The organism is Streptomyces calvus (genome assembly GCF_006782915.1).
In the GTDB taxonomy this organism is placed as follows: domain Bacteria; phylum Actinomycetota; class Actinomycetes; order Streptomycetales; family Streptomycetaceae; genus Streptomyces; species Streptomyces calvus.
Map to the genome: position 1 here is coordinate 575,160 of NZ_VCNP01000056.1, position 24,840 is coordinate 599,999.

At 73.3% G+C, this 24,840-nt stretch carries 22 protein-coding genes; 12 read left to right on the forward strand and 10 right to left on the reverse strand.

Annotated features, from left to right (window positions below; translation table 11 throughout):
- Positions 1-18: 18 nt before the first annotated feature.
- A complete protein-coding gene (locus FGW31_RS30930) occupies positions 19-1,734 on the forward strand; it encodes a serine/threonine-protein kinase (protein WP_142196847.1) in 1,716 nt (571 codons plus the stop codon).
- Positions 1,735-1,791: 57 nt separating this feature from the next.
- On the opposite strand, the gene FGW31_RS30935 is transcribed toward FGW31_RS30930, so the two are convergent.
- Positions 1,792-2,868: a LacI family DNA-binding transcriptional regulator gene (locus FGW31_RS30935; RefSeq protein ID WP_161175384.1), complete on the reverse strand. Its 1,077-nt coding sequence runs from the start codon at positions 2,866-2,868 to the stop codon at positions 1,792-1,794.
- Between the two features lie 213 nt (positions 2,869-3,081).
- Here FGW31_RS30935 and FGW31_RS30940 point away from each other — a divergent pair, with 213 nt between their 5' ends.
- The 3 genes from FGW31_RS30940 to FGW31_RS30950 all read left to right on the forward strand — a co-directional run bounded on the left by FGW31_RS30940 (position 3,082) and on the right by FGW31_RS30950 (position 6,040).
- Positions 3,082-4,035, forward strand: coding sequence for an ROK family protein (locus tag FGW31_RS30940; protein WP_142196849.1), 954 nt, complete (start codon positions 3,082-3,084; stop codon positions 4,033-4,035).
- 629 nt (positions 4,036-4,664) lie between these two features.
- Positions 4,665-4,856: a hypothetical protein gene (locus FGW31_RS30945; RefSeq protein ID WP_142196850.1), complete on the forward strand. Its 192-nt coding sequence runs from the start codon at positions 4,665-4,667 to the stop codon at positions 4,854-4,856.
- A 143-nt stretch (positions 4,857-4,999) separates the two neighbouring features.
- Positions 5,000-6,040 carry an NUDIX hydrolase gene (locus tag FGW31_RS30950; RefSeq protein ID WP_142196851.1) on the forward strand — a complete coding sequence of 347 codons (1,041 nt, stop codon included), beginning with the start codon at positions 5,000-5,002 and terminating at the stop codon, positions 6,038-6,040.
- Between the two features lie 252 nt (positions 6,041-6,292).
- Here FGW31_RS30950 and FGW31_RS30955 read toward each other — a convergent pair whose 3' ends face one another.
- Together FGW31_RS30955 and FGW31_RS30960 are read right to left on the reverse strand one after the other, a co-directional pair.
- Positions 6,293-7,045 (reverse strand): MBL fold metallo-hydrolase, encoded by a 753-nt coding sequence (locus FGW31_RS30955; protein WP_142196852.1) that lies wholly within the window; start codon positions 7,043-7,045, stop codon positions 6,293-6,295.
- A gap of 75 nt (positions 7,046-7,120) precedes the next feature.
- Positions 7,121-8,482: a dipeptidase gene (locus FGW31_RS30960; protein ID WP_142196853.1), complete on the reverse strand. Its 1,362-nt coding sequence runs from the start codon at positions 8,480-8,482 to the stop codon at positions 7,121-7,123.
- A gap of 194 nt (positions 8,483-8,676) precedes the next feature.
- Here FGW31_RS30960 and FGW31_RS30965 point away from each other — a divergent pair, with 194 nt between their 5' ends.
- The 4 genes from FGW31_RS30965 to FGW31_RS30980 all read left to right on the forward strand — a co-directional run bounded on the left by FGW31_RS30965 (position 8,677) and on the right by FGW31_RS30980 (position 12,657).
- Positions 8,677-9,915 carry a geranylgeranyl reductase family protein gene (locus tag FGW31_RS30965; RefSeq protein ID WP_142196854.1) on the forward strand — a complete coding sequence of 413 codons (1,239 nt, stop codon included), beginning with the start codon at positions 8,677-8,679 and terminating at the stop codon, positions 9,913-9,915.
- Between the two features lie 257 nt (positions 9,916-10,172).
- A complete protein-coding gene (locus FGW31_RS30970; protein WP_373303356.1) occupies positions 10,173-11,474 on the forward strand; it encodes a sensor histidine kinase in 1,302 nt (433 codons plus the stop codon).
- Positions 11,471-12,136 carry a response regulator transcription factor gene (locus FGW31_RS30975; RefSeq protein ID WP_142196856.1) on the forward strand — a complete coding sequence of 222 codons (666 nt, stop codon included), beginning with the start codon at positions 11,471-11,473 and terminating at the stop codon, positions 12,134-12,136. The genes FGW31_RS30970 and FGW31_RS30975 overlap by 4 nt, the downstream gene beginning before the upstream one ends.
- A 128-nt stretch (positions 12,137-12,264) precedes the next feature.
- On the forward strand, positions 12,265-12,657 hold the full coding sequence (locus FGW31_RS30980; RefSeq protein WP_142196857.1) for a MarR family winged helix-turn-helix transcriptional regulator: 393 nt from the start codon (positions 12,265-12,267) through the stop codon (positions 12,655-12,657).
- An 18-nt stretch (positions 12,658-12,675) separates the two neighbouring features.
- Here FGW31_RS30980 and FGW31_RS30985 read toward each other — a convergent pair whose 3' ends face one another.
- Positions 12,676-13,422, reverse strand: a complete 747-nt coding sequence (locus FGW31_RS30985) for a maleylpyruvate isomerase family mycothiol-dependent enzyme (RefSeq protein WP_142196858.1) — start codon at positions 13,420-13,422, stop codon at positions 12,676-12,678.
- Positions 13,423-13,491: 69 nt separating this feature from the next.
- Positions 13,492-14,370 carry an SDR family oxidoreductase gene (locus FGW31_RS30990; protein ID WP_142196859.1) on the reverse strand — a complete coding sequence of 293 codons (879 nt, stop codon included), beginning with the start codon at positions 14,368-14,370 and terminating at the stop codon, positions 13,492-13,494.
- Positions 14,371-15,075: 705 nt separating this feature from the next.
- Here FGW31_RS30990 and FGW31_RS30995 point away from each other — a divergent pair.
- From FGW31_RS30995 to FGW31_RS31010, 4 genes are all read left to right on the forward strand, one after another.
- Positions 15,076-15,348 carry a hypothetical protein gene (locus FGW31_RS30995; protein ID WP_142196860.1) on the forward strand — a complete coding sequence of 91 codons (273 nt, stop codon included), beginning with the start codon at positions 15,076-15,078 and terminating at the stop codon, positions 15,346-15,348.
- Complete coding sequence (locus FGW31_RS31000) at positions 15,348-16,394, forward strand: N-acetylmuramoyl-L-alanine amidase (protein ID WP_142196861.1); 1,047 nt, start codon at positions 15,348-15,350, stop codon at positions 16,392-16,394. The genes FGW31_RS30995 and FGW31_RS31000 overlap by 1 nt, the downstream gene beginning before the upstream one ends.
- A gap of 525 nt (positions 16,395-16,919) precedes the next feature.
- Positions 16,920-17,381: a hypothetical protein gene (locus FGW31_RS31005; protein ID WP_233288735.1), complete on the forward strand. Its 462-nt coding sequence runs from the start codon at positions 16,920-16,922 to the stop codon at positions 17,379-17,381.
- 213 nt (positions 17,382-17,594) lie between these two features.
- The gene (locus tag FGW31_RS31010) at positions 17,595-18,221 is read left to right on the forward strand and encodes a class F sortase (protein WP_142197296.1); all 627 of its coding nucleotides are present in this window, start codon (positions 17,595-17,597) and stop codon (positions 18,219-18,221) included.
- 52 nt (positions 18,222-18,273) lie between these two features.
- Here FGW31_RS31010 and FGW31_RS31015 read toward each other — a convergent pair whose 3' ends face one another.
- The 5 genes from FGW31_RS31015 to FGW31_RS31035 form a co-directional block, all read right to left on the reverse strand.
- Entirely contained in the window at positions 18,274-19,917 is a 1,644-nt protein-coding gene (locus tag FGW31_RS31015) for a cellulase family glycosylhydrolase (RefSeq protein ID WP_142196862.1), read from the reverse strand.
- A 438-nt stretch (positions 19,918-20,355) separates the two neighbouring features.
- A complete protein-coding gene (locus FGW31_RS31020) occupies positions 20,356-21,468 on the reverse strand; it encodes a GDSL-type esterase/lipase family protein (protein ID WP_142196863.1) in 1,113 nt (370 codons plus the stop codon).
- Positions 21,469-21,641: 173 nt separating this feature from the next.
- Positions 21,642-23,135 (reverse strand): tripartite tricarboxylate transporter permease, encoded by a 1,494-nt coding sequence (locus FGW31_RS31025; RefSeq protein ID WP_142196864.1) that lies wholly within the window; start codon positions 23,133-23,135, stop codon positions 21,642-21,644.
- Between the two features lies 1 nt (position 23,136).
- A complete protein-coding gene (locus FGW31_RS31030; RefSeq protein ID WP_142196865.1) occupies positions 23,137-23,676 on the reverse strand; it encodes a tripartite tricarboxylate transporter TctB family protein in 540 nt (179 codons plus the stop codon).
- Positions 23,673-24,656, reverse strand: coding sequence for a Bug family tripartite tricarboxylate transporter substrate binding protein (locus tag FGW31_RS31035; protein WP_161175987.1), 984 nt, complete (start codon positions 24,654-24,656; stop codon positions 23,673-23,675). The genes FGW31_RS31030 and FGW31_RS31035 overlap by 4 nt, the downstream gene beginning before the upstream one ends.
- Positions 24,657-24,840: the final 184 nt, after the last annotated feature.

Consider the following 24,840-nt stretch of genomic DNA (forward strand, 5'->3'; position numbering starts at 1 on the left):
CACAGGAACGGGGCAACGGTGACGACGGGGGAGTACGGACAGCCGGACGGGGCCGGGCGGCTGCTGGCCGGCCGCTACCGGATCACCGCGCAGCTCGGGCGCGGCGGCATGGGCGTCGTCTGGAAAGCGGTGGACGAGGTCCTGGGCCGCGAGGTGGCCGTCAAGGAACTGCGCACCTACACCGACGCGGCCGGTCCCGAACTGGCCGACCTGGGACTGCGGATGCAGCGCGAGGCACGCGCGGCGGCCAGGGTGCGCCACCCCGGCGTCATCGCCGTCCACGACATCGCCGAGGTGGACGGCCGCCCGCTGATCGTCATGGAGCTGATCGACGGGCCGTCCCTGGACGACGTGCTCCGCGACCGCGGCACCCTCGATCCCGTCGAGGCCGCCCGCGTCGGCGCCGAGGTGATGGACGCGCTGGCCGCCGCCCACCGGGCCGGGGTGCTGCACCGCGACGTGAAGCCCGGCAACATCCTGCTCGACCGTTCGGGCCGGATCGTCCTCACCGACTTCGGCATCGCCACCATGGAGGACCCCGGCGACGGCTCGGCGACCCACCTCACCCGCAGCGGCGAGATCGTCGGCTCCCTCGACTACCTCGCCCCCGAACGCGCCCAGGGCGCCGTCCCCGGACCCGCCTCCGACGTGTGGGCCCTGGGCGCCACCCTCTACGCCGCCGTGGCAGGCGCCTCGCCGTTCCGCCGCACGTCGACGTTCTCCACCCTCACCGCGATCGTCACCGAGCCGCTCCCCGAGTCACGCCGCGCCGGCCCGCTCGCGCCCGTCCTCGGACGGCTGATGGACAAACGGCCCGAGTCCCGCCCCGAGGCGGCGGAGGCCCACGCACTGCTGGCGGCCGTCGCCGCCGGCGTGGACACCCCGACCACCACCCTGCGCCGGCCCGTGCCCCCGCCCGGCCGCACGGAGACCGAACTCGGTGTGCCCGCGGTGCCGCCCGGCTTCGGCCCGCCGCAACGGCCGGAACAGTCCGGAGCAGGGCTCGGCTCCGCGGGCCCCGACGCGCACCCGGCCCCCGACGCCGCTTCCGCCCCTACCGGTCCGATGAGCACGCGCCCGCGTTCCCGCCGCAAGGGCCGTGCGCTGCTCGCCGCCCTGGCCGTCACCGCGGTCCTCGCCGGCGCCGGGGTCGCGGTCGCCGTCCTCGACTCGGACGGCACCCGCACCGACGCCGACGGCACCCGGACCGACACGCCGGCCGCTCCCACGTCGTCCGGCGACACGGACGCCGGCCGCCGCATGAGCCCCGCACCCGGCACGGACGACGGCGGAGCGCCGTCGGAGAAGGCGGGCGGCAAGCAGGACGCCGACGACACCCCGGGCGACGGCCGCACCACGCCCCCCGCCCGGAAGACCCCGGACAGCGGCACCTCCGGCGAGGACGGCGACGGCGCCGGCAGCGTCCCGGACGGCGGCGCGACCAGCGAGACCCCGGCCTGTCACCCCGTCGGCGACGGCACGTACAACTGCCAGGTCTGGCGCACCGCCACCTCCTACACCGCCTCCGGCACCGAGGCCGGCGTGCTCAACGCGGGCACCAACTACTTCTACTGCCAGCAGAACCTCGGCCGTCGCGAGACGCACGGCGAGTGGACCAACGTCTGGTGGGCCCGCACCGACGACGACAGCGGGAACACCGGCGTGTGGGTCAGCGACGTCTACATCCAGGGCGGCAGCAACGACGCACCGGTGCCCGGACTGCCGAACTGCTGACGCCCCGTGCACCCGCGCCGGGGCGGGACGGCGGGCGCCCGCGGAACCACCGCCCGCTCAGTCCGCCGGGGGCAGTTCGCCGGAACCGCGGGCGATCAGCCGGGTGGGGATCTCGATGCGCTCCGGTGTGAGCAGGGTGCCGTCCAACTGGCGGAACAGACGCTCGGCGGCGGTGCGGCCGAGAGCCGCCGCGTCCTGCGCCACCACCGTGAGCCCCGGCTCCAGCAGATCGGCGAGCTCGATGTCGTCGAAGCCCACGAGGGCGACCCGGCGCGCGTGCCCGGCCAGCACCCGGATGACCGTGACCGTCACCCGGTTGTTGCCCGTGAAGATCGCGGTGACCGGCTCCGGCCCGGACAGCATCTCCTCCGCCGCGCGCCGCACCCGCTCGGGCGTGGTGGCGCCCAAGGACATCCAGGAGTCCGCGACCGGTATGCCCGCGTCCTCCATGGCGGTGCGGTAGCCGCGCAGCCGCTCGGCCGCGGTGTGGATGCGCGGCATGTCGCCGATGAAGCCGATCCTGCGGTGACCGTGCGCGATGAGGTGGCGCACGCCGTCGCGGGCGCCGCCGAAGTTGTCCGACACCACGACGTCCGCCTTGATGTGCCCGGCCGGCCGGTCCACGAAGACGGTGGCGACACCCGCCTTGACCTCCGGCTCCAGATAGCGGTGGTCGTCGCCGGCCGGGATGACCACCAGCCCGTCCACCCGACGGGCGCACAGCGCCAGCACCAGCTCCTGCTCCCGGTCCGCGTCCTCCGCGCTGGAGCCGTTGATCAGCAGGGCGCCGTGCGCGCGGGCCACCTCCTCGACCGCGCGGCTCAACGGCCCGTAGAAGGGGTCCGCGAGGTCCTCCAGGACCAGCCCGATGCTGGCGGTGCGGCCCTTGCGCAGCACCCGGGCACTGTCGTTGCGGCGGAAGCCCAGGGCCTCGATCGCCTCCTGGACGCGGCGCTCCGTCTCCGGCGTGACCCCGGGCTCGCCGTTGACCACCCGCGAAACCGTCTTGAGTCCGACCCCCGCGCGGGCGGCCACGTCCTTCATCGTCGGACGGTTGCCGTAGCGGTTCCCGGGGAGGCGGTCGGTGCGGCGGGTCGTCTCCGGCACGGTGCGTTGTCCTGTCCTGTCGGCCACGGGGACTGTGAAGGTCCATGGGGTTGTATGAGGATGTGGCGTCGAGCATAGAGCCTGGACAACGTTGTCAGGCCGGGGGACACTGTCCCACGCGCACTCCGGCCTGCACATCTGCGCTCGATCGGGCCGTGGTCGCGCCCCATGTGTTGCCTCCTGGTCGCGCATGGTCGTTCTCGGCGTTTTTCAGATGCTTGACGGGGAGATCCGACACAGATGCACACCGACCTCGTGGCCGCGCTGGACATCGGAGGCACCAAGATCGCCGGCGCCCTGGTGGACCGCCAGGGCCGAATCCTGGACCGTGCCCAGCGGCCGACCCCGGCCCAGGAGGACGGCGACACCGTGATGGGCGCGGTCGACGCGGTGCTCGGTGCGCTCTCCGCCTCCCCGCTGTGGCAGCGGGTCGGCGCGGTGGGCATCGGCAGCGCCGGACCCGTGGACGCCTCCGCGGGCACCGTGAGCCCGGTGAACGTGCCCGGCTGGCGCGACTACCCGCTCGTCGCCCGGGTCCGCGCCGCGACCGGCGGACTGCCCGTCGAACTCATCGGCGACGGTGTCGCCATCACGGCCGCCGAACACTGGCAGGGCGCCGCCCGCGGCCACGACAACGCGCTGTGCATGGTCGTCTCGACCGGCGTCGGCGGCGGTCTCGTCCTCGGCGGCAGGCTCCACCCCGGCCCCACCGGCAACGCCGGTCACATCGGCCACATCAGCGTGGACCTCGACGGCGACCGGTGCCCGTGCGGAACCCGCGGCTGCGTGGAGCGCATCGCCAGCGGCCCCAACATCGCCCGGCGGGCCCTGGACAACGGCTGGCGGCCCGGCCCCGACGGCGACACCTCCGCCGCCGCGGTGGCCGCCGCGGCCCGTGCCGGGGACCCGGTGGCCGTGGCGTCCTTCGAACGGGCGGCGAGGGCACTGGCCGCCGGCATCGCGGCCACCGCGACCCTCGTCGAGATCGACATCGCCGTGATCGGCGGCGGCGTGGGCAAGGCCGGCGAGGTCCTCTTCGCCCCGCTGCGCCGCGCGCTGACCGAGTACGCCACCCTCTCCTTCGTCCGGCGTCTGGCGGTGGCACCGGCGCAGATGGGCACCGACGCGGGCCTCGTGGGCGCCGCCGCGGCAGCGCTGGCCCGCAGCGAGGACCCGGCGGTCGCCGGAGTGTGAGCGGCAGCCGGGCACTGCGACGTGCCGCTGGTGCCCGGCCCGTCCTCGACGACGACACCGGGGCACATGTGGGCGCCACCGTCGCCTGCTGCTGGAGCACATGTGTGGGTGCCACACCGTCGCCTGCTACCGGGACACGTATGCGGGGGCCGCAGCGTCGCCCGTTGTCGGGCACATGTGGGAGTTACACCGTCGCCCGCTGATGGAGCACATGTATGGGTGCCACACTGCTGCCTGCTGCCTGCTGCCTGCTGCCTGCTGCCTGTTACTGGGACACGTATGTGGGCGCCGCAGCGTCGCCCGCCGTCGGGGCACATGTGGGTGCCACACCGTCGCCCGCTGCTGGGGCACATGTGTGGGTGCCGCACGGTCGCCTGCCGCCGGGGCGCGCATGTGCGGGTGCACACCGCCGCCCGCCGTCGGGGCACATGTGTGGGTGCCACACCGACGCCCGCCGTCGGGGCACATGTCGGAGTCACAGCGTTGCCCGCTGCCGGGGCACATGTGCGGGCGCCGCACGGCCGTATGCCGCCGGGGACACGTATGCGGGTGCCGCACCGTCGCCCGCTGCCGGGCGGTTTCCGGAACGTGTGCGTGACCCCGCGGCCGGTTCGGCAGTTGAGCCGGGCATGAAGAAGCGCAGCATGCTCGCCATCGCCTCCCTCGCCACCGGTTTCGTCGTCGCGGCGATCACCCCGTCCCACGCCGTCGGTGAGAGCATCGGCGGTGTCAGCGTCGACGACACCCTGGACACCCTCGACCGGACGGTCGCCGAGGACAACACCCTGGACCTGGACGTCGACCGGGACGACCGGGACTGACGCGCCCCCGCACGGAGCCACGCGGCGCCGGAGCCCTCGACCGGAGGGCTCCGGCGCCGCTCTCATGCGTTCTCAACATGATCTGGTTTCCGTGGCAGGGTGGAGCGGGCAAGCCACAGGGGGCCAACAGAAGAGGGGGAACCGTGATCGTCTGGATCAACGGCGCGTTCGGTGCGGGAAAGACCACCACCGCGCGCGAACTGATCGAGCTGATCCCGAACAGCACACTCTTCGACCCCGAGGTCATCGGCGGAGCACTGGAGCGCCTGCTTCCGCCCAAGCGCCTCGCCGAGGTCGGCGACTTCCAGGACCTCCCGATCTGGCGACGACTGGTGATCGACACGGCGGCCGCGATGCTCGCCGAACTGGGCGGGACCCTCGTGGTCCCCATGACACTGCTGCGCCAGGAACACCGCGACGAGATCTTCGGTGGCCTCGCCGCCCGCCGGATTCCGGTCAGACATGTCCTCCTGGCACCGGCGGAAACGATCCTGCGGGAGCGAATAGCCGGCCGGGAGGTCCCGGCCGACCTCCCCGACGGCGAGATACGCGTCCGGCAGTGGTCGTACGACCAGATCGAGCCGTACAAAACGGCGCTCGCCTCGTGGCTCACCGCCGACGCCTACCCGATCGACACCGGAGCGCTCACCCCCTACGCCGCCGCCCTGCGGATCGCCGAGGCGGTCGGCAGCGGACAGGCGCCCGCCTGCGACATCGTGCAGACGCCCGAGCCCACCGCAGAGACGGTCGCGGCCGGTGTGCTCCTCTTCGACGAGCAGGACCGGGTGCTGCTGGTCGACCCGACCTACAAGGCCGGCTGGGAGTTCCCCGGCGGGATCGTGGAACGCGGTGAGGCCCCCGCGCGTGCGGGCATGCGCGAGGTCGCCGAGGAGACCGGCATCCGCCTCGCCGACGTGCCCGCGCTGCTCGTCGTCGACTGGGAACCGCCCGCGCCGCCCGGCTTCGGCGGTCTGCGGCTGCTCTTCGACGGCGGCCGGCTCGACTCCGCGGAGGCCCAACGCCTGCTGCTGCCCGGTCCCGAACTGCGCGGCTGGCGCTTCGCGTCCGAGGCCGAGGCCGCCGACCTGTTGCCGCCCGTCCGCTACGAACGCCTGCGCAGGGCGCTCCGGGCACGGGAGCGCGGCAAGGCGATGTACCTGGAGGCCGGAGTGCCCGTCGGGTGAGGCACCGCCCGAGAGTGGGCGGACCGAGCCGGATGGGCCCGGGTGAGGCGGGAGTACGGGGCCCGACGAGGACCGAGAGCGCGTGACTGCGGGGACCCGTGGGGCCGAAGTGCGGGGCCCGCGGGGGCCGCAACGCCGGCCGGGTGGACCGGGGCGGCGTGTACCGGACCGGCGTGTACCGGACCGGTGCGCACCGGTCGGCGATCCGCCGTGATGCCGTCCCGTCGTCCCGTCGTCCCGTCGTCCCGTCGGTCAGTGTCCCGTCGTCCCGTCCCCCTCGGCTCGTAGCGCAGCCTCCGCGGCCGCGCGCATGGCCCGGCCCGCACCCGTGGTCACCGGGTCGCCGTGACCGAAACAGGCCACGTCCGCGTCGAGCGCGGCCAGCCGGCGGCAGGCGCTGAGGACCTGGCGCCGGTCGAGGTTGAACACGCCCGGCATCACGGTGCCGTCCACCGGCGAGGCGGCCACCGTGTCCCCGGTGAACAGCACGCCGTGCCGGGGCAGATGGAGCGCGATGCTGCCGTGCGTGTGTCCCGGGACGTGCACCACGTGCGCTCCGCCGCCGACGTCGAGGACGTCGCCGTCGGCCAGCTCGGTGACCTCGGCGGGGTGCCCGAAGTCCGGCGGCGGCAGCAGACGCACCGCCCGCTCGTGCAGCGGGCGCTCCCAGTCCTCGAACACCGGCTGCGGACCGGGCACCTCACCGCGCACATGCGGCGCGTCCAGCCGGTGGGCCAGCACCTCCGCCCCGGTGAGCGCGGCCACCTCGGCGGCGCCGCCCGCGTGGTCCTCGTGGAAGTGCGTGAGGACGACGCGGCGTACGTCCCGCGGACGGTGGCCGAGAGCGGCCAGGGCCTCGGCGATCGGCGTGCCGGAACCCGCGGGGCCCGCGTCGATCAGCGTCAGCCCGCTGTCGGTCCCGGCGCGGCCGTCGCGCCACAGGTAGGCCTGGCCGACCGGGAAGCGCAGCAGGTGCAGACGGGGGAGCAGTTCGATGACGTCCATGGCCCGACCGTAGGGCCGCACCCCCGCCCGTGGACGCCCGCTCTGCCGAGGGCAGAGCGACCCGCCGCGTGACGGTCAGTTCGCGCCGGACGCGTAGTTGCGCAGGAACAGCGCCTCCGCGACCGACAGCCGCTCCAGCTCCTCGGGGGAGACGCTCTCGTTCACCGCGTGGATCTGCGCCTCCGGCTCGCTCAGCCCGATGAGCAGGATCTCCGCCTTCGGATAGAGCGAGGCCAGCGTGTTGCACAGCGGGATCGAGCCGCCCTGACCGGCGTACTGCATCTCCTGGCCCGGGTAGGCGACCGCCATCGCCTCGGCCATGGCCCGGTAGGCGGGGCTGGTGGTGTCCGCGCGGAACGCCTGGCCCTGACCGATCTGCTCGGTGCTCACCCGGGCGCCCCACGGCGTGCGGGACTCCAGGTGCGCCCGGAGCAGCCTGGTCGCCTCGGCGGCGTCCACGCCCGGCGGCACCCGCAGGCTGATCAGCGCGCGGGCGCCCGCCTGCACCGACGGCGTGGCGCCGACCACCGGCGGGCAGTCGATGCCGAGCACGGTGACCGCCGGGCGCGCCCAGATGCGGTCCGCGACGGTGCCGGACCCGATCAGCTGCACACCGTCGAGCACCTTGGCGTCCTTGCGGAACTGCTCCTCGTCGTACTGCAGCCCGTCCCAGGCGCTGTCGACGGTCAGCCCGTCGACGGTGGTGGAGCCGTCCTCGGCGCGCAGCGAGTCCAGGACCCGGACGAGCGCCGCCAGCGCGTCGGGTGCGGCCCCGCCGAACTGACCGGAGTGCAGATTGCCCTCCAGGGTGTCGACGCGCACCCGCACCAGCGTCATGCCGCGCAGCGTCGAGGTGACCGTCGGCAGGCCGACGCGGAAGTTGCCCGCGTCGCCGATCACGATCGTGTCGGCCTGGAGCAGCTCCGGGTGGTCCTCGGCGTACCGCTCCAGACCGCCCGTGCCCTGCTCCTCCGAGCCCTCCACGATCATCTTGACGTGCACCGGGACGCCGCCGTTGGCCTTCAGCGCGCGCAGCGCCAGCAGATGCATCACCACGCCGCCCTTGCAGTCGGCCGAGCCGCGCCCGTACCAGCGGCCGTCCCGCTCGGTCAGCTTGAAGGGCGGCGTCGCCCAGCCGGCCTCGTCCAGCGGCGGCTGCACGTCGTAGTGGGCGTACAGCAGCACCGTCTTCGCACCCTCCGGGCCCGGGAGATGGCCGTACACCGACTGCGTGCCGTCCGGTGTGTCGAGCAGGGCCACGTCCTCGAAGCCCTCGGCGGTGAGCGCGTCCGCGATCCAGCGCGCGGCGCCCTCGCTCTCCTCGCGCGGGAACTGGTCGAAGTCCGCCACCGACTTGAAGGCCACCAGCTCGGTGAGCTCCTCCTTCGCCCTGGGCATCAGCGAGGCGACGGTCGCGGCGACCGGATTCGACGACATGGGCACGCTCCTTGTGGGTGCGACGTTGTCCTTCTGCGTACTTCTTTGTACGAGATGTTCGTGCGGTGCGCGTGAGGACCCGTGTACGAGGCACTCACGCCGCCGATCCTCCCACAGGGGTCCACGGCAACCGCCGCCGTAGGATGCGGGGGGACATCAGCGGCAGGCGGCTGGATCGGGAGCAGTAGACCATCGTGAGCAGCGAGAACTCTTCGGCGGACGACGTGCGACAGGTGTGGGACGTCGTCGTGGTGGGCGCGGGACCCGCGGGGGCTTCGGCCGCCTACGCGGCGGCGGTCGCGGGGCGGCGCGTGCTGTTGCTGGAGAAGGCGGAGCTGCCACGCTACAAAACCTGCGGCGGCGGCATCATCGGTCCCTCGCGCGACGCGCTGCCGCCCGGCTTCGAGCTTCCGCTCAAGGACCGGGTGCACGCGGTGACCTTCTCCCACAACGGCCGCTTCAGCCGCACCCGCCGTTCCCGGCAGATGATGTTCGGGCTGGTCAACCGGCCCGAGTTCGACCAGCAGCTGGTGGAGCACGCGCAGAAGGCGGGCGCCGAACTGCGCACCGGCGTCGCCGTGCAGCGGGTGGAGCAGCACGGCTCGGCGGTCCCGGACCGGCGCACGGTCGCCCTGGTCCTCCAGGGCGGCGAGACGGTGCTGGCGCGGGCCGTGGTCGGCGCGGACGGCAGCGCGGGCCGGATAGGCGCGCACGTCGGGGTCAAGGTCGACCAGGTCGACCTGGGCCTGGAGGCGGAGATCCCGGTGCCGGAGACGGTCGCCGAGGACTGGAAGGGGCGGGTGCTCATCGACTGGGGCCCGATGCCCGGCAGTTACGGCTGGGTCTTCCCCAAGGGCGACACCCTCACCGTCGGCGTGATCTCGCGGCGCGGCGAAGGCGCCGCCACCAAGCGGTACTTGGAGGACTTCATCGGGCGGCTCGGCCTCGCCGGGTTCGAACCGAGCATCTCCTCCGGCCACCTGACCCGCTGCCGCGCCGACGACTCGCCGCTGTCGCGCGGCCGGGTGCTGGTGTGCGGGGACGCGGCCGGGCTGCTGGAGCCGTGGACCCGTGAGGGCATCTCCTTCGCGCTGCGCTCGGGCCGGCTGGCGGGGGAGTGGGCGGTGCGCATCGCCGAGGCGCACGACGCGGTGGACACCCGCCGGCAGGCACTGAACTACGCCTTCGCCGTCAAGGCGGGCCTCGGCGTGGAGATGAGCGTCGGCAAGCGCATGCTGGCGGCGTTCGAGCGGCGCCCCGGGGTGTTCCACGCGGTGCTCACCGGTTTCCGCCCGGCCTGGAACGCCTTCCGGGACATCACCCGCGGCTCGACCACGCTCGGTGAGCTGGTCCGCACCCACCCGCTGGCCCACCGTGCGCTGATGGCGCTGGACCGGCGTCCCGCCGACGCGCCGGAGGAAACCGGCTCCTGACCGCCCGCCGCAGGACCGGCCGATCCCGTCCGGTCCCGGCCGACCCTGGCTGATCCCGTCCGACCCTGGCCGATCCCGTCCGGTCCCAGCCGACCCCGTCCGACCCCGGCCGACCCCGTCCGGTCCCGCTCGGTCGCGGTCGGGCCGGCGCGCGGCCGGCCGCTGCGGCCGGGGGCGCCGCTGACGGACGTACTTCCGCGGGAGTACGCGCGGTCACCACGTCCGGGTGACGTCGCCCGGGGCGTCCGGCGTCTAGCGTGGCGGACATGGACGAGCAGCGTGGACCCGGCGACGGCCCGCCGCGGTGGTGGCGGCACGGGCAACCGCCCCGGTGGTGGCGGTACGGCCCACCCGGATGGGCCCGCCCCGCCGACGAGCCCGCCGACGCCCACGACGGCGACGGCGAGCACGGCGAGGAGCACCGCCCCCGATGGCCCTGGCGGTCCACCGCGCTGCTCACGGCGTTCGTGCTGATCGGCTCCCACTTCGCACAGGAGGGCCAGGCGGGCGAACGGATCGCCCTCGACCCGTTCGCACGGGCACTGCTGCTCGCGTCGGGCGCGATGCTGCTGTGGCGCAAACGGCACCCGGTGCCCGTGGTGTTCGGCACGGTCGCCGCCGTCCTGCTGTACCTGGGCGCCGGATACCCGTACGGGCCGCTGTTCCTCGTCGTCGCCGTGGCCTGCTTCAACGCCGTCGTCTCGGGTCACCGGCGTGCCGCCTGGACGGCGGTGGGAACGCTCTGGGCGGGGCACATGCTCCTCGCCCACCTGCTCTACCGCTGGCTGCCGCCGTCAGGTGACCGGGCCGCCTCGTGGAACCAGGAACTGGTGACCGCCGCCTGGGCGGTGGCGCTCGTGGCCGTGTCGGAACTGGCCCGCGCCCGCCACGAGCAGTGGGCCCGGGAACGCGCCGAGCGGGCCCAGGCCGCGCGCCGGCGCGCCGACGAGGAGCGGCTGCGGATCGCCCGCGAACTGCACGACGTGCTCGCCCACAGCATCTCCGTCATCAACGTGCAGGCGGGCGTCGGACTCGCCCTCCTCGACAACGACCCGGAACAGGCGCGCACCGCGCTCACCACCATCAAGGCCAAGAGCAAGGAAGCCCTCGGCGAGGTCCGCCAGGTGCTCGACACGCTCCGCGCGCCCGGCGCCGCTCCGCGCTCCCCGGCACCCGGCCTGGACCGGCTGCCGGAACTGGTGGAGCAGGCCGCCGGCGCCGGACTCACGGTGACGGTCGAGGGCGAGGCCCCGCACCTGCCGCCGGGCGCCGACCTGGCCGCCTTCCGCATCGTGCAGGAGGCCCTCACCAACGTCGTACGGCACTCCGGTTCCCGTGAGGCGCGCGTGCGCATCGAGCGGACCGGGGGCCGGCTGCGGCTGCGCATCGACGACGACGGGCCCGCCACCGGAGCCGACGCGGGAGGCAGCGGCAACGGGCTCGCCGGGATGCGGGAGCGCGCCGCCGCGCTGGATGGCACCATCGAGGCGGGTCCGCGCCCCGACGGCGGGTTCCGGGTGCTCGCCGTACTGCCGCTCGAGGTCAAGGAGGACCGGTGATCCGCGTACTGCTCGCCGACGACCAGTCACTGGTCCGCGCAGGGTTCCGCGCGCTGCTGGACGCGCAGCCGGACATCGAGGTGGCGGGCGAGGCGTCCGACGGCGAGGAGGCCGTGCGCCTCGTCGGCGAACTCCGCCCCGACGTGGTGCTGATGGACATCCGCATGCCCGGTCTCGACGGCCTGGCCGCGACCCGCCGGGTCACCGGGAACGCGGAACTGGGCGACGTGAAGGTGGTCATGCTCACCACCTTCGAACTGGACGAGTACGTCTTCGAGGCGATCCGCTCGGGGGCCTCGGGCTTCCTGGTCAAGGACACCGAGCCCGACGAACTGCTGCGCGCGGTACGGGCGGTGGTGGAAGGCGACGCGCTGCTCTCGCCCGGGGTGACCCGGCGGCTGATCGCCGAGTTCGCCGCGCGTTCCAAGGAACCGGCCGCGGCCGGTGCGCTGGCCGGGCTCACCGAGCGGGAGCGGGAGGTCATGGCGCTGGTCGGCATCGGCCTGTCCAACGAGGAGATCGCCCGTCGGCTCGTCGTCAGCCCGCTCACGGCCAAGACCCACGTCAGCCGCACCATGGTGAAGCTGGGCGCCCGCGACCGGGCCCAACTCGTCGTGCTCGCCTACGAGTCGGGGCTGGTGCGGCCGGGCTGGCTGGGCTGAGCCGTCCGTCGGCGGACGCACCGGCACGGCCGCCGTCCGCACCGCGAACAGCACAGCCGCGAGCACGGCCCCGCCGCCGGCCGTCACGTCCTCGACGACGGCGGCGCACCGAGTGCTACCGTGCGCCCATGGCGGCGAAGCAGGCCGAACAGGCGCTCGTGGACCGGTGGCGGGCAGTGCGCGCGCTGCACGCGCGCACCCAGTGCGAGATCGACCGCGCCCTGCACGGACACGGCCTGTGCGCCAGCGACTTCGAAGTCCTCGACATCCTCGCCGAAGGGACCGGCTCGGGCGGCTGCTCCTACCGCGTCCAGGAGATCTCCGAGTCCGTCCACCTCAGCCAGAGCGCGCTGTCCCGGCTGATCGCACGGCTGGAGAAGGAAGGACTCGTCGAGCGCGGAATGTGCCCGGAGGACCGCAGGGGCGTGCGCGTCTCGCTCACGGGGAAGGGGCGCGCGCTGCACGGCGAGATGCTGCCGGTGCAGCGCGCGGTGCTGGCCCGGATGCTCGCCGACGGCTGACCGGCGGCCGGCGGGGCCTCACACCACGGCGGAGGTGTCCCGCCACAACGCGGCCAGTTCCGCATCGCCCGACACCGCCGGAAGCGGCCGCCGGTTCCACAGCGCGAGGTACAACTCCTCCGCCGGACCGGCCAGTTCGCACTCCGCGTCCCCGTCCGCGTCCCGCACGGTCACCGGCGGCTCCTGCGACAGCCGTACGGTCCACACCGCGTCCGCGTCCGCGTCCGCGTCCGTCGCCCGCACCCGCAGGACCCGCGGCGACGCGGTGCGCACCCGGCTCTTCGGCCGCGCGTGGAAGCCGCGCAGCAGTTCGTCCACGCCGTCCACCGCGAACTCCACGGTCACCGGGGCCGGGCTGCCGCCGCGCGCCGACTCCGCGTCGTACCGGTGGACGGTCGTCTCGTGGGCCTGCCGGCGGGCCCAGAACGCGAGCGCGGAGGGCGGCCCGGGCAGGAAGGTGAAGCACTCCACGTCGGGCGCCGCACCGGCCAGCGTGTCCACCAGCCGGCGGTGGCTGTCGCGGTACCAGGCCACGAGGTCGGGCCCGTCCAGCTCGGGATGCGGATCCATCGGACGGGGCGCGGTGTGCCGGTCCGCGACGAAGGCCGCGGCCCAGCGGTGCACCACGCCGGTGTGCCGGAGCAGGTCCCGGGTCCGCCACCCCGGGCAGGCCGGGACCACCGCGTCCGGCCCGGCCACCTGCGCGGCGTCCGCCAGCAACTGGCCCTCCTTCTCCAGGATTCCCACGAACGAGGCAGTGTCCATGCAAGCAGTCTGCCGCACGGCCTGCAGCCTGCCCGCGCCGGACTACGGCAGCGGAGTCCCCGCGCCGGACTACGGCAGCGGAGTCCCGCCCGTCGCGTTGACGATCTCGGCGGTGATGTACGACGCCTCCTGCGAGGCGAGGAAGACGTACGCCGGAGCCATCTCGGCCGGCTGCGCCGGACGTCCGATGGGCGCCTGCTTGCCGAACTCCGTGGTGTCCGGCAGCGTCGCCGGGATCAACGGCGTCCACACCGGGCCCGGCGCCACGGCGTTGACCCGGATGCCCCGCCCGATCAGCATCTGCGCCAGCCCCTGGGTGAAGGTGACGATGGCACCCTTCGTGGTCGCGTAGTCCAGCAGGTGCGGGCTCGGCTTGTACGCCTGCACGGACGCCGAGTTGATGATGCTGCCGCCCTCCGGCATGTGCGGCAGGGCCAGCTTGCACAGCCAGAACATGCCGTACAGGTTGGTGCGCATCACCCGGTCGAACTGCTCGGTCGAGATCGCCTCGATCCCGTCCGGCTGCGACATCTGGTACGCCGCGTTGTTCACCAGGATGTCGATCCGGCCGAACTCCGCGACCGCGCGGTCGACCAGCGCCCGGCAGTTGTCCTCCTCCCGCACGTCGCACTCGACGGCAACGGCCCGCCGGCCCGCCTCCTCCACCCACCGGGCGGTCTCCGCCGCCTCGTCCTTCTCGCTGTCCAGGTGCGTGAAGAGCACGTCCGCGCCCTCCCGCGCGAAGGCCAGCGCCACCGCCCGGCCGATCCCGGAGTCACCGCCGGTGATCAGTGCCTTGCGGTCCGCCAGCCGGCCGCTGCCCCGGTAGGTGTCCTCGCCGTGGTCCGGCGGTGGGTCCATGGGCCCGGTCCACCCGGGATGCGGCTGGTCCTGCGCCGGGAAGTCGGGCGTCGGATGCCGCTCGGCGGGGTTCTGCTGCTCGGTCACGGTCTCTCCCGGGATTTTGTGGTGCCTGTCGGTCGCCGCGCCGCCCGGCGGACGGCCGGTGGACGCGGGCACCGGGTACCCCGGTCCGCGGCGAATGATCCGGACCACCGGGGAGGACCACACGGACGGGCGGCACAGCCGGCGTCCACACAGCGGGTCGCGACACCCGATGCGCCCGGCCCCGCACCGACCACGCCGCTCCCCGCACAGGCGCGTGCCGGCCTCGTCCCCTCGTCCGGTCGCATCCCGCTCCGGCAGGCCCGGCCGCGGAACGAATCGTCCGCGGTATGCGGTTGGCCGGCGTCCCGTGGGCATAACGACAGCGACGGTGGGCATGGTTCGGGTCCGGTGCGGAGGACGTGACCCTGTCCGTCGGCCCCACCACACGGCCGCGCTCGGTGTCGGTGCACGCCACTGTCCCGGCCGCCACACAGACCGTCGTCGACAGGGAGCCCCGACATGGCAGTGGAGTCGTACGACACGGCCACCGCGTTCTCGTACGACGAACCGCGCGACCCATGCGTCCGGGACCCCCTCGGCGCCCCCGGCACCACAGCCGTCGACCACCGGCCGCCCCTCCGTCCCCGTCCCGCACGGCGTGCCGCTCGAGGGCAGGGTCCGCCACGACGACGAGGCACCCAGGCGCATCACGTACGCACATTCCGAGCCCGCCATCCGCACCGTCCGAGAAGGAAGGAGGCCGCCATGGCGCCCGCCCCGGGCCGCAGCGTCCCCCACCGCCCGACCGAGGACGACACCCGCCGCACCACCCACCGGCGCGTGCAGTCCGGCCCCAGCCGCAACCACGAACGGGAGAGCGACCGCCACCCGGGGACCGTCACGCAGACGCTCCCGGCGAACCCGACCGACACTGTCGACCTGCGCGTGCCCGCGGACGGCCAGGAGCCGCCGCCGTGGACGGCGTCCCGCCACCGGTGCAGCGAACCCGGCACCCGGTCCCGGCCGGAGCGTGTGTGATGGCATCACCGGCAACCGCGACCGCATTCCTGGCCGCCCTGCGCGCCGAGGGCCTGGACGTCGTCGAGGTCGGCGACTGGCGCCACCACAACCGCAACCACAAGGGCCCCTGGGGGCCGGTGCACGGCGTCATGATCCACCACACGGTCACCCAGGGCAGCGCCCGCACCGTGGAGATCTGCCGCACCGGTTACGCGAGCCTGCCGGGCCCGCTGTGCCACGGAGTCATCACCAAGGACGGCCGGGTCCACCTCGTGGGCTACGGCCGCGCGAACCACGCGGGCCTGGGCGACGACGACGTACTGCGCGCCGTCATCGCCGAGCAGGCCCTGCCGGCGGACAACGAGTCGAACACCGACGGCAACCGGCACTTCTACGGCTTCGAGTGCGAGAACCTCGGCGACGGCGAAGACCCCTGGCCGTCAGCGCAGTTGGACGCGATCGAGCGCGCGGCCGCCGCCGTGTGCCGCGTGCACGACTGGAACGAGCGGTCCGTGATCGGGCACCTGGAGTGGCAGCCCGGCAAAGTCGACCCGCGCGGCTTCACCATGGCGTCGATGCGGGCCCGCGTCGCCGAACGCCTCACCCACCCCGCCGGATGGAACCGGGACGACCAGGAGGACGACCCCATGCCCCAGTACGTCAATCTCGGCACCGCCCGAGCGTTCACCCTCAACCCGGGCGCCTGGGATTCGCTCGAGTTCACGAGGGAGTGGACGGACGAGACCGGCGACCACGCGACCGACGGCACCGTGTGGGCGCGCGGCGCCTGCCGCTTCACCGGATCGGTCAGCCTGCGTATCGACGGACTGCCGGCCGGCGCCGTGGTGCAGGTGAGGATGAGCGAGTACGAGGGCTCCGAGCACCGCGCGGACCACCCGATCCACGAGATCCACGGCTCCGAGGGCGACTCCTTCGCCGTGGTGCCGGTGACCAAGCGGCTCGCCTCCGGCCGCAACATGCGCATCCGGTTGCTGAACCTCGCCGACGTCCCGGTCACCGTCGACAGCGCGGTCCTCACCGTGCTCGTGTGGAAGGAGTCCTGAGCCGACCCACATCTCGACGGTGCCGACGGTGCGCAAGGTCGGCGTCGCCGCCGCGGCGGTCGGAGCGGCGGCTCCGGCCGTCGCCGTGCCGGACGGCACACGACCGCCGGGACGGCACACGACTGCCGGGACGGCACACGACCGCCGGGACGGCACACGACCGCCGGGACGGCACGGCTGCCCCGGCCGCCCTCGGTATCCTCCGCGTCACCCGGGCGGCGCCGAACCCGCGAGCCCCAGGGACGAGGCCGGGACCCGGGCCGGCGCTGCGGGACCAGGTTTTGTTCACGAGCGGCACAAAGTGGGGCTTCGGCAGACGTCCGGTCAGGGACGAGAGACCTCGGACGGGCTCGGAAGGGGCCGCGGTGGAACTCCGCGCACCTCCGTGCGAGTGGCGTCGTAACCCGTGTGAACGTCCCGGATGGTGGGACCGGACGCCATGACTAACGGTGGATCACGCCGGAGAACGGGACCACCGTGCTGACGCGGAGTCAGCCGCCCGGCCTCCAGCGGAAGGACTCTCAAATGCGCTCTGCCCGCATGGTGCTCGCCACCGCGACGGCCACGGCGGCCCTCGCCATCGCCGCCCCCGCAGCCTACGCCGACCACACGGGCGACGGCGGCCACGACGACTCTTCCTACAGCAAGGAGCACGACAAGCACGGCAAGCACGACAAGCCGCACGGCGGGATGCACACGGGCGGCGGGGCCCTGACCGCCGCCTCCGAGGAGGACTACGGCTCCTCCAAGGACCCCAAGTACGACCCCGAGACCTACAAGGACAAGGGCGACTCCGACAGCGAGGAGTCCTGGAGCGGCAAGCAGGACAAGGAGTGGAAGCACGAGAAGCCGCGCGGCGGGATGCACACCGGCGGCGGCGGTCTGGCCGACTCCGATGTCACCGCGGGCGGCCTGGCGGCACTCGCGGTCCTCGGCACCGGCGCCTACGCGCTGCGCCGCAAGAAGGCCTCCGGGGACATGGCCTGAGCCGTGCCCGGCGCCATACCGGCCGGGGCCGTCGTACGCCCTCGCGCGTGACGACGGCCCCGCCCGCTCCGCCACCCGCCGTACCCGCTGCCGCACCCGAATGAGGTGGTTCCCCCGATGGCAGCCAGCCCCCCTTCCCCTCCCGAGACCGACCCGGCTTCCCCTCCCGAGACCGACCCGGCGTCGCCGACGAGGCGGAGACTGCGTGCCGTGATGACGGCCGTCTTCTGGAGCGGGGTCGGCCTGGTGCTGGCCACCACGCTGCTGGGCGGCACCGGACAGTCCTCCGACGACGCCCACGCGCCGCAGGCCCCCGCCGCGGTGTCCGCATCGCCGTCCGACCCCGCCGCCGGCGGCCCGACCGCGGGCGAGACGGCGACCCGCCGGCTGCCACGGTCCGAGCCGACCCGGCTGCTCATCCCCGCCATCGACGTCGACGCCCCCTTCACCGACCTCGACCTCAACGGCAAGGGCCAGCTCGAGGCCCCGCCACCGCACAACACCAACCTGGTCGGCTGGTACGCCAAGGGCGTCTCCCCGGGCGAACCCGGCACGTCGATCATCGCCGGGCACGTGGACACCACGACCTCCCCGGCGGTCTTCGCACGCCTGGGCGAGCTGGAGAAGGGCGACCGCTTCCGGGTGCTGCGCGCCGACGGCAGCAAGGCAACGTTCGTGGTCGACGAGACGGAATCCTTCGACAAGGACGACTTCCCCGACGACCGGGTGTACGCCGACACCCCCGACGCCCAGGTCCGGCTGATCACCTGCGCGGGGGAGTACGACCGGGACGCCCGGGACTACACCGAGAACCTGGTGGTCTTCGCCCACCTCGTGTGAACCGGCCGATCGGCTGCCCGGGAGGGGGAGGGACCTCCCGGGCAGCGGTCCGTCAGGCCACGGAGCACTCCGCGCCGTTCAGGCTGAACACCGTCGGGCTGGGATTGGAACCGGACCGGGTGCCCGTGAAGCCGAGGGTGACCGAACCGGACGCCGGAATCGCCGCCGTGTACGCGGCGGAGGTGACGGTGACCTCCGCACCGCTCTGGGCCGGCGTACCGCCCCACATGGCGGTGATGCGCTGCCCGGCGGGGAACGTCCAGCGCAGCGTCCACCCGTTCACCGCCGAACCGCCGGTGTTGCGGACCGTGACCTCGCCCTGGAAGCCGCCCGGCCACTCGCCCGTCACCCGGTAGCCCACCGCGCAGGCGCCCGTGGTGCCGCCCGAGGACGTGGTGACGGTCACCGTGGCGGAGCGCTGCGAGCGGTTGCCGGCCGCGTCCCGGGCGTACACGGCGAACGTGTAGGAAGTGTTCGCCGCGAGGCCGGTGACGGTGGCGGTGGTACCGGTCGTCGTGGTGGCCACGGACTCCGTGCCCCCGCTGATCCGCACCACGTCGTAGCCCGTGACACCCACCGCGTCGGTGGCGGCGCCCCAGCTAAGGGCGACCGACGACGCGGTCACCGACGAGGCGGTGGGCGCGGTCGGGGCGGTCGGCGCCGTGGTGTCGCCGCCGGAGGCGGAACCGTAGACGGCGGCCTCCTCGGACGTGGCGGCGATGCCGTTGGCACCGTTGAAGAGACGCTCGCCCCAGCTCGTCAGCCGGTTCGGGTCGAAGTTCGTGACCATGTCGAGGTACTCGACCCCGCCGCCGTTCCCGCTCCACGACCAGCCGAGGTAGCCGAGGCGGAGCTGCTGGGCGACCGCCAGGATGGTGTCCTCGTCCGGGTTGCCGTCGGAGTGGTCGTGACCGAACTCGCCCACCACGATGGGAAGTTTCGCGGCGACGAAGCGGCCCAGGTAGTCGCTGATCTCGGCAGCGGTGTCGAAGACGCCGTACATGTGGATGGAGAACACGGTGTTGGCGTCCGGGTCGGCGGCGAACACCGAGGCCGCGTTGTCGCGCATGGTGAACGCCCAGTCCTGGCCCCAGTTGGGTGCGTCGACCATCAGGGTGTGGTCGAACCCGGCGCCGCGCAGCTTCTGGATGGCCGCCTTGGTGTCGGCGGTCCAGTTGGTGTAGTTGGTGTTGCCGTACGGCTCATTGCCGATGTTGACGATGACGTAGTCCTCCTGGCCGGCCAGGGCGCTTCGGACACTGATCCAGTAGTCGGCGGCGCGGGAGAGCGTCGTCGCTCCGCTCTGCTCGCCGTAACCGGTGGTGTCGTGCACCTCCAGGACGCAGATCAGCCGGTTCTGCTTGCACTGCGCGACGACGTTCGCCACGTCGGAGGCGTCGTTGCGGGTCCACCGGTCGCCGTTGGAGAGCACCACGCGCACGGTGTTGGCGCCCTTGGCCTTGATGTGCGCCAGCGAGTCGATCCGGTCGGCATACCAGGTGTGCGCGTGGTTGACGCCGCGCATCACGAAGTCGTTCCCGGACGCCTCGAGCAGCCGGCCGTTGACGACGCGGAAACCGGTGGGCGCCGCGTGGGCCGGCGTCGTGAAGGCGACGAGCGGCAGGAGGAGTCCGAGCAGGGCGGCGACGAGGCCGACCACCCGGGGCAAGTGAAGTGGATGTTCACGGAATCTCATGGCGGCTCCAGTGGGTGGAGGGGGAGTTGGTTGTCGCGGTGGTCGGTGTTGGTTGCGGTGCTGGGTGCTGGGTGGTCGGCGCTCGGTGGTCGGTGGTCGGTGGTCGGTGGTCGGTGGTCGGGTGAAGGTGACGTGCGGCGTGGCGCTGTGTGATGCGGTGCTACGTGGCCGAGTTCTGTGTGGCGTGGTTGGTGTGAGGGTGGGGCGGTGTGGGGGTGGGGCGGGGTGGTTGTGATGCGGTGCTGTGGCGACCGGCGCTGTGTGGCGTCGTGCTGTGTGGTCCGGCCCTGTGTGCGGTCGTGCGGTCCAGTTCCGCCCTGTCTGCTGTCGTGCGGTGCAGTGCGGCCCTGCGTGCGGCCGCGTGGTCCGGTCCGGCCCTGTCGTGCGGTCGTGCGGTCGTGCGGTCCGGCCCTGTGTGGTGTCGTGCGGTGTGGTCCGTCAGGAGGCCGGTGTGGCCGTGCAGGTGACGGTCGCGGACGGAGTGCCGGCGGTCGCGGGGGTGCTGGCGATGAGGCCGAAGGTGGCGCTCGCACCGGGTGCGAGGGCGCCGTTCCAGCCGGCGTCGGTGACGGTGGCGGTGCCGTCGGCGGTGGCGCCGAGGGTGCCGTTCCAGACCTGGGTGACGCGGGCACCGTCGGACGGCGTGATCCGCACCGTCCAGCCGGAGACGGGGGCGGCGGAGGCGTTGCGCACCGTCACCTCGGCCTGGTAGCCGCCCTGCCAGCCGTTGACGGCCCGGAAGGACGCGGTGCAGACGGAGCCCGGGTCACCGGGGTCGCCCGGGTCGCCCGGATCCTCGGGATCGCCCGGTACGCCTTCCGTCAGCACCGCGTCCAGGGCCGGGAACCAGCGGGCGGCGATCTTCTCGTTGCCCGCGGCGTTCGGATGCACGCCGTCGTAGGTGTCGGTGGCCGTGTCGAAGCCGGTCCACTGGTCGACCACCGTCACCGGGGAGCGGCTGGTGGTCGTCGTCGCGGCCCACGCGGGGATGCGGGCGTTGAGGTCGGCCACGCGCTGTGCGCAGGCGGCGCAGGTGCTGGGGTTCATGGGGATGATCTGGGCGACCAGGACCCGCATGTTCGGGTCGGACTCCCGCATCTGCGTCACCAGCCGGGTGTAGGCGGCGAGGATGCGATCGGGAGAGATGCCGCTCCACACGTCGTTCGTGCCGAAGTGCATGACAACGATGTCCGGCTGGCCGGCCGCCAGCCGTGCCGGAAGCAGGTTCTGGTCGGCGACGTTGGTGACCAGCTCGCCGCCGTGTCCTTCGTTGTCCCCGTCGTGTTCCACGCCGCAGCCCTGTGCGGGCAGGGTGCCGACGAAGTCGATGTCCGTGTGTCCGGCGTCCAGCAGCCGGTTCCACAGCAGGGCCCGCCAGCAGCCCGGAGAGCCGGTGATGGAGTCACCCAGCGGCATGATGCGCACGGGTGCGGTCGCCGCCGGTGCGGCGGTCGCGTCCGGCGCGAAGGTCACGCCGAGCGGGAGGAGCAGGGCGGCCAGCAGGCCGAGGAGCGGAACGGTGCGTAAGCGGAGAAGGCGGGTGCCGCGCATGGTTGTCCCTTCCCTGGAGGAGGTGGGAGCGCTCCCATGCCGGACATCAAGCCACTGTTGTCTTTGACGCGTCAAGGGGTGGGACGGGAATCCGGCCGGGCGCCGTACCGCCGGTACGCCGTCGGGGCGCGGCACCGGTGTGCCGCGCCCCGACAGGCGAATCGCGCGTTCGATCAGGTCCGGGCGCCCTTGCGGGGCAGCGCCCTGCGCACCAGGGGCCACGCGAGGAGCAGCACGACGACCGCGTAGACGATCACCGAGAACGGCGTGTCGACCAGGCCCGTGACGCTGCCGTCGCTGATCTGCAGGGCGCGGCGGAGCTGCTGTTCGGCGGCCGGGCCGAGGATGACCCCGATGACGGCCGGCAGCACCGGCAGTCCGTAACGCCGCATGCCGAAACCGATCAGACCGATGATCAGCAGGATCACCAGGTCGATCACCTCACCGCCGACCGCGTACGCGCCCACCGCCGCGAAGAACAGGATCCCGGCGTACAGGTACGGCCGCGGGATGCGCAGCAGCTTCGCCCACACCGGAGCCAGCGGCAGGTTCAGCGCGAGCAGCAGCACCATGCCGACGAACAGCGAGGCGATCAGGCCCCACACCAGCTCGGGTTCGCGCTCGAAGAGCAGCGGGCCGGGCTGGATGCCGTACTGCTGGAACGCGGCCAGCATCACCGCCGCGACCGCCGTGGTCGGCAGGCCGAGCGTCAGCATCGACACCAGCGTGCCCGCCGCCGACGCCGACGCGGCCGACTCCGGACCCGCGACGCCCTCAATGGCGCCCTTGCCCCACTCGTCCTTGTGCTTCGACAGCCGCTTCTCCGTCACGTACGACAGGAACGTCGGGATCTCCGCCCCGCCCGCCGGGATCGCGCCGAACGGGAAGCCGATGAACGGGCCGCGCGCCCAGGACTTCCAGGTGCGCTTCAGATCGCCGCGGCCCAGCCACGGCCGGCCCACCGGGATCGGCTCCGCCGGCCTGCGCCGCAGGTGCGCCGCCACCCACAGCGCCTCGCCGATGGCGAACAGACCCACCGCGACGATCACCACGTCGATGCCGTCGGCGAGTTGCAGCGAACCGAACGTCAGCCGCTGCTGGCCGGTCATCTGGTCCAGGCCCACCAGGCCGATCGTCAGGCCGATCAGCAGCGAGGCCATGCCCCGGATCCGCGACGAACCGAGCACCGACGTCACCGCGATGAACGCCAGCACCATGATGGCGAAGTAGTCCGGCGCGCCGATGTCCACCGCCAGGTCGGCCACCGTCGGTGCCAGCGCCACCAGCAGGATCGTGCCGACCATGCCGCCCGCGAAGTGCCCGACGGCGGCCGCCGCGAGCGCCTGGGCGCCGCGCCCCGACTTGGCCATGGGGTTGCCCTCCATGGCCGCGACCACGGCGGCGCTCTCACCGGGCGTGTTCAGCAGGATGGAGGTGGTCGAACCGCCGAACATCGCGCCGTAGTAGATGCCGGCGAACATGATGAACGCGCCGACCGGGTCGAGCCCGTACGTCACCGGCAGCAGCAGCGCCACCGCCATGGCCGGGCCGATGCCCGGCAGGACACCGATCGCCGTGCCGAGCAGCACGCCCACGGCGGCCCACAGCAGGTTGAGCGGAGTCAGGGCCGTACCGAAGCCGTCCATGAGGGAGTTGAGGGCGTTCATGTCACAGCACTCCCATCAGCGGACCGCCGGGAAGCGGCACTCCGAGCAGGTTGTTGAACACGGCGTAGGTGACGAGGGACAGCACCGCCGCGATGAGCGGATCGCGGTGGAAGCTGCGGCTGCCGAGCGCGTAGGCCGCGCCCCAGAAGAGCAGCGCGCCCGCCACCGGGAAGCCGAGCGGCTCGATCAGCACGGCCGCGCCGAGGAACACCCCCGTCAGCAGCAGCACCGTGCGCCAGTCGGCGGGTTCGGACAGATCGACGTCCTCGCCGGACTCGGCCTGGCCCCGGCCGCCGCGCAGCACGTCGACCGCGAGCAACGCGGCCACGACGAGCAGGCCGGCGCCGACGACGACCGGCACGGTCTTCGGGCCGACGGGCCCGCGCTGGGCGATGTCGACGTCCATGGTGAGCGCGTCGGTCAGCACCAGCACGCCGAGAGCCAGCAGCAGGACGCAGACGCCGAGTTCGGAGTGGTCGCGCAGCCAGGAGCGCCGCGCGGGCGCGGGCGCCGCAGTGGTGTCGGTGGTCGGGGTCGTCACAGTCCCAGCTCCTTCAGCACGGAGACCACACGCTTGTCCTCGGCGTCCAGGAACGCGCCGAACTTCTCACCGGTCAGGAAGGCGTCGTCCCAGCCGTTGCGCTCCATCGACTCCTGCCACTCCTTGGAGTCGTGCAGTTCCTCCAGCAGGCGCACGAGCTTGTCGCGCTCGGTGTCGCTGAGGCCGGGCGGGGCGACGACACCGCGCCAGTTGGTGAAGTTCACGTCGTAGCCCGACTCCTGGAGGGTGGGCGCGTCCAGCCCGGCGACCCGCTCCGGCCCGGTGACCGCGAGCAGCCGCAGCTCGCCCGACTTGATCTGGTCGAGGTACTCGCCCACACCGGAGACACCGAAGGCGACCTTGCCGCCGAGGATCGAGGCGAGCAGCTCGCCGCCGCCGTCGAAGGGGATGTAGTTCACCTGCTTCGGCGGGATGCCGGCGGCCCGCGCCATCAGCATGGGCGCCAGGTGGTCGGGCCCGCCGGGCGAGGAGCCGCCGCCCACCGGGAGCTTGCCCGGGTTCTCCTTCCAGGCGCCGATCAGGTCGTCGATGGTCTTGTACGGGGAGTCCTTGCCGACCACCACGACGTCCTGCTCCTCGGTGAGCCGGGCGATCGGGGTGGTGTCCGCGAGGGTCTTGGGCGCGTCGTTGGAGCGGACGGCGCCGACCACGCCCAGGCCCATCGACATGGCGAGCTTGCCGTTGCCGTGCTCGCTCACCAGCCGGCTCAGGCCGACGGTGCCGCCGGCGCCGGGCAGGTTGAACACCTCGACGGTGTGGGTGAGCCCGGCGTCCTCGGCGTTCTTCGCGGCCGTACGGGCCGTGATGTCGTAGCCGCCCCCGGGTGTGTTGGGGACCATGAAACGCAGGCCCGGGATCTGTGTGCCGCTCTCGGCGCCGCTGCCGGTCGTGAGCAGCGGAGGGCCCACGAGTACGAGCACGGCGGCCCCGAGCAGGGCGAGGGGTGTGCGCAGGCGCACGAGTGCCACCACCTGTCGGTCGGTCGTCTGGGGATCACGCCATGCCCTGTGGGGGGAGGGTGACGCGGGCCACATGGTGCCCGCGCACAGCCCGGCTGTCGCCCTTGCGGAACCAATGGAGGTTGTGGTCATTGCGTCAGCGCGGAGGTGTCAGTGGCGCACATCTCTTTCCCCGACCGCAGGT

Excerpts from the sequence above, each read along its gene's own strand:
- FGW31_RS30940 (WP_142196849.1), top strand. The coding sequence starts at position 3,082 with ATGCACACCGACCTCGTGGCCGCGCTGGACATCGGAGGCACCAAGATC.
- FGW31_RS30985 (WP_142196858.1), bottom strand. The coding sequence starts at position 13,422 with ATGGACACTGCCTCGTTCGTGGGAATCCTGGAGAAGGAGGGCCAGTTG.
- FGW31_RS30945 (WP_142196850.1), top strand. The coding sequence starts at position 4,665 with ATGAAGAAGCGCAGCATGCTCGCCATCGCCTCCCTCGCCACCGGTTTC.
- FGW31_RS30960 (WP_142196853.1), bottom strand. The coding sequence starts at position 8,482 with ATGTCGTCGAATCCGGTCGCCGCGACCGTCGCCTCGCTGATGCCCAGG.
- FGW31_RS31025 (WP_142196864.1), bottom strand. The coding sequence starts at position 23,135 with ATGAACGCCCTCAACTCCCTCATGGACGGCTTCGGTACGGCCCTGACT.
- FGW31_RS31020 (WP_142196863.1), bottom strand. The coding sequence starts at position 21,468 with ATGCGCGGCACCCGCCTTCTCCGCTTACGCACCGTTCCGCTCCTCGGC.
- FGW31_RS30980 (WP_142196857.1), top strand. The coding sequence starts at position 12,265 with ATGGCGGCGAAGCAGGCCGAACAGGCGCTCGTGGACCGGTGGCGGGCA.
- FGW31_RS31015 (WP_142196862.1), bottom strand. The coding sequence starts at position 19,917 with ATGAGATTCCGTGAACATCCACTTCACTTGCCCCGGGTGGTCGGCCTC.
- FGW31_RS30955 (WP_142196852.1), bottom strand. The coding sequence starts at position 7,045 with ATGGACGTCATCGAACTGCTCCCCCGTCTGCACCTGCTGCGCTTCCCG.
- FGW31_RS31010 (WP_142197296.1), top strand. The coding sequence starts at position 17,595 with ATGACGGCCGTCTTCTGGAGCGGGGTCGGCCTGGTGCTGGCCACCACG.
- FGW31_RS31000 (WP_142196861.1), top strand. The coding sequence starts at position 15,348 with ATGGCATCACCGGCAACCGCGACCGCATTCCTGGCCGCCCTGCGCGCC.
- FGW31_RS31005 (WP_233288735.1), top strand. The coding sequence starts at position 16,920 with ATGCGCTCTGCCCGCATGGTGCTCGCCACCGCGACGGCCACGGCGGCC.
- FGW31_RS30995 (WP_142196860.1), top strand. The coding sequence starts at position 15,076 with ATGGCGCCCGCCCCGGGCCGCAGCGTCCCCCACCGCCCGACCGAGGAC.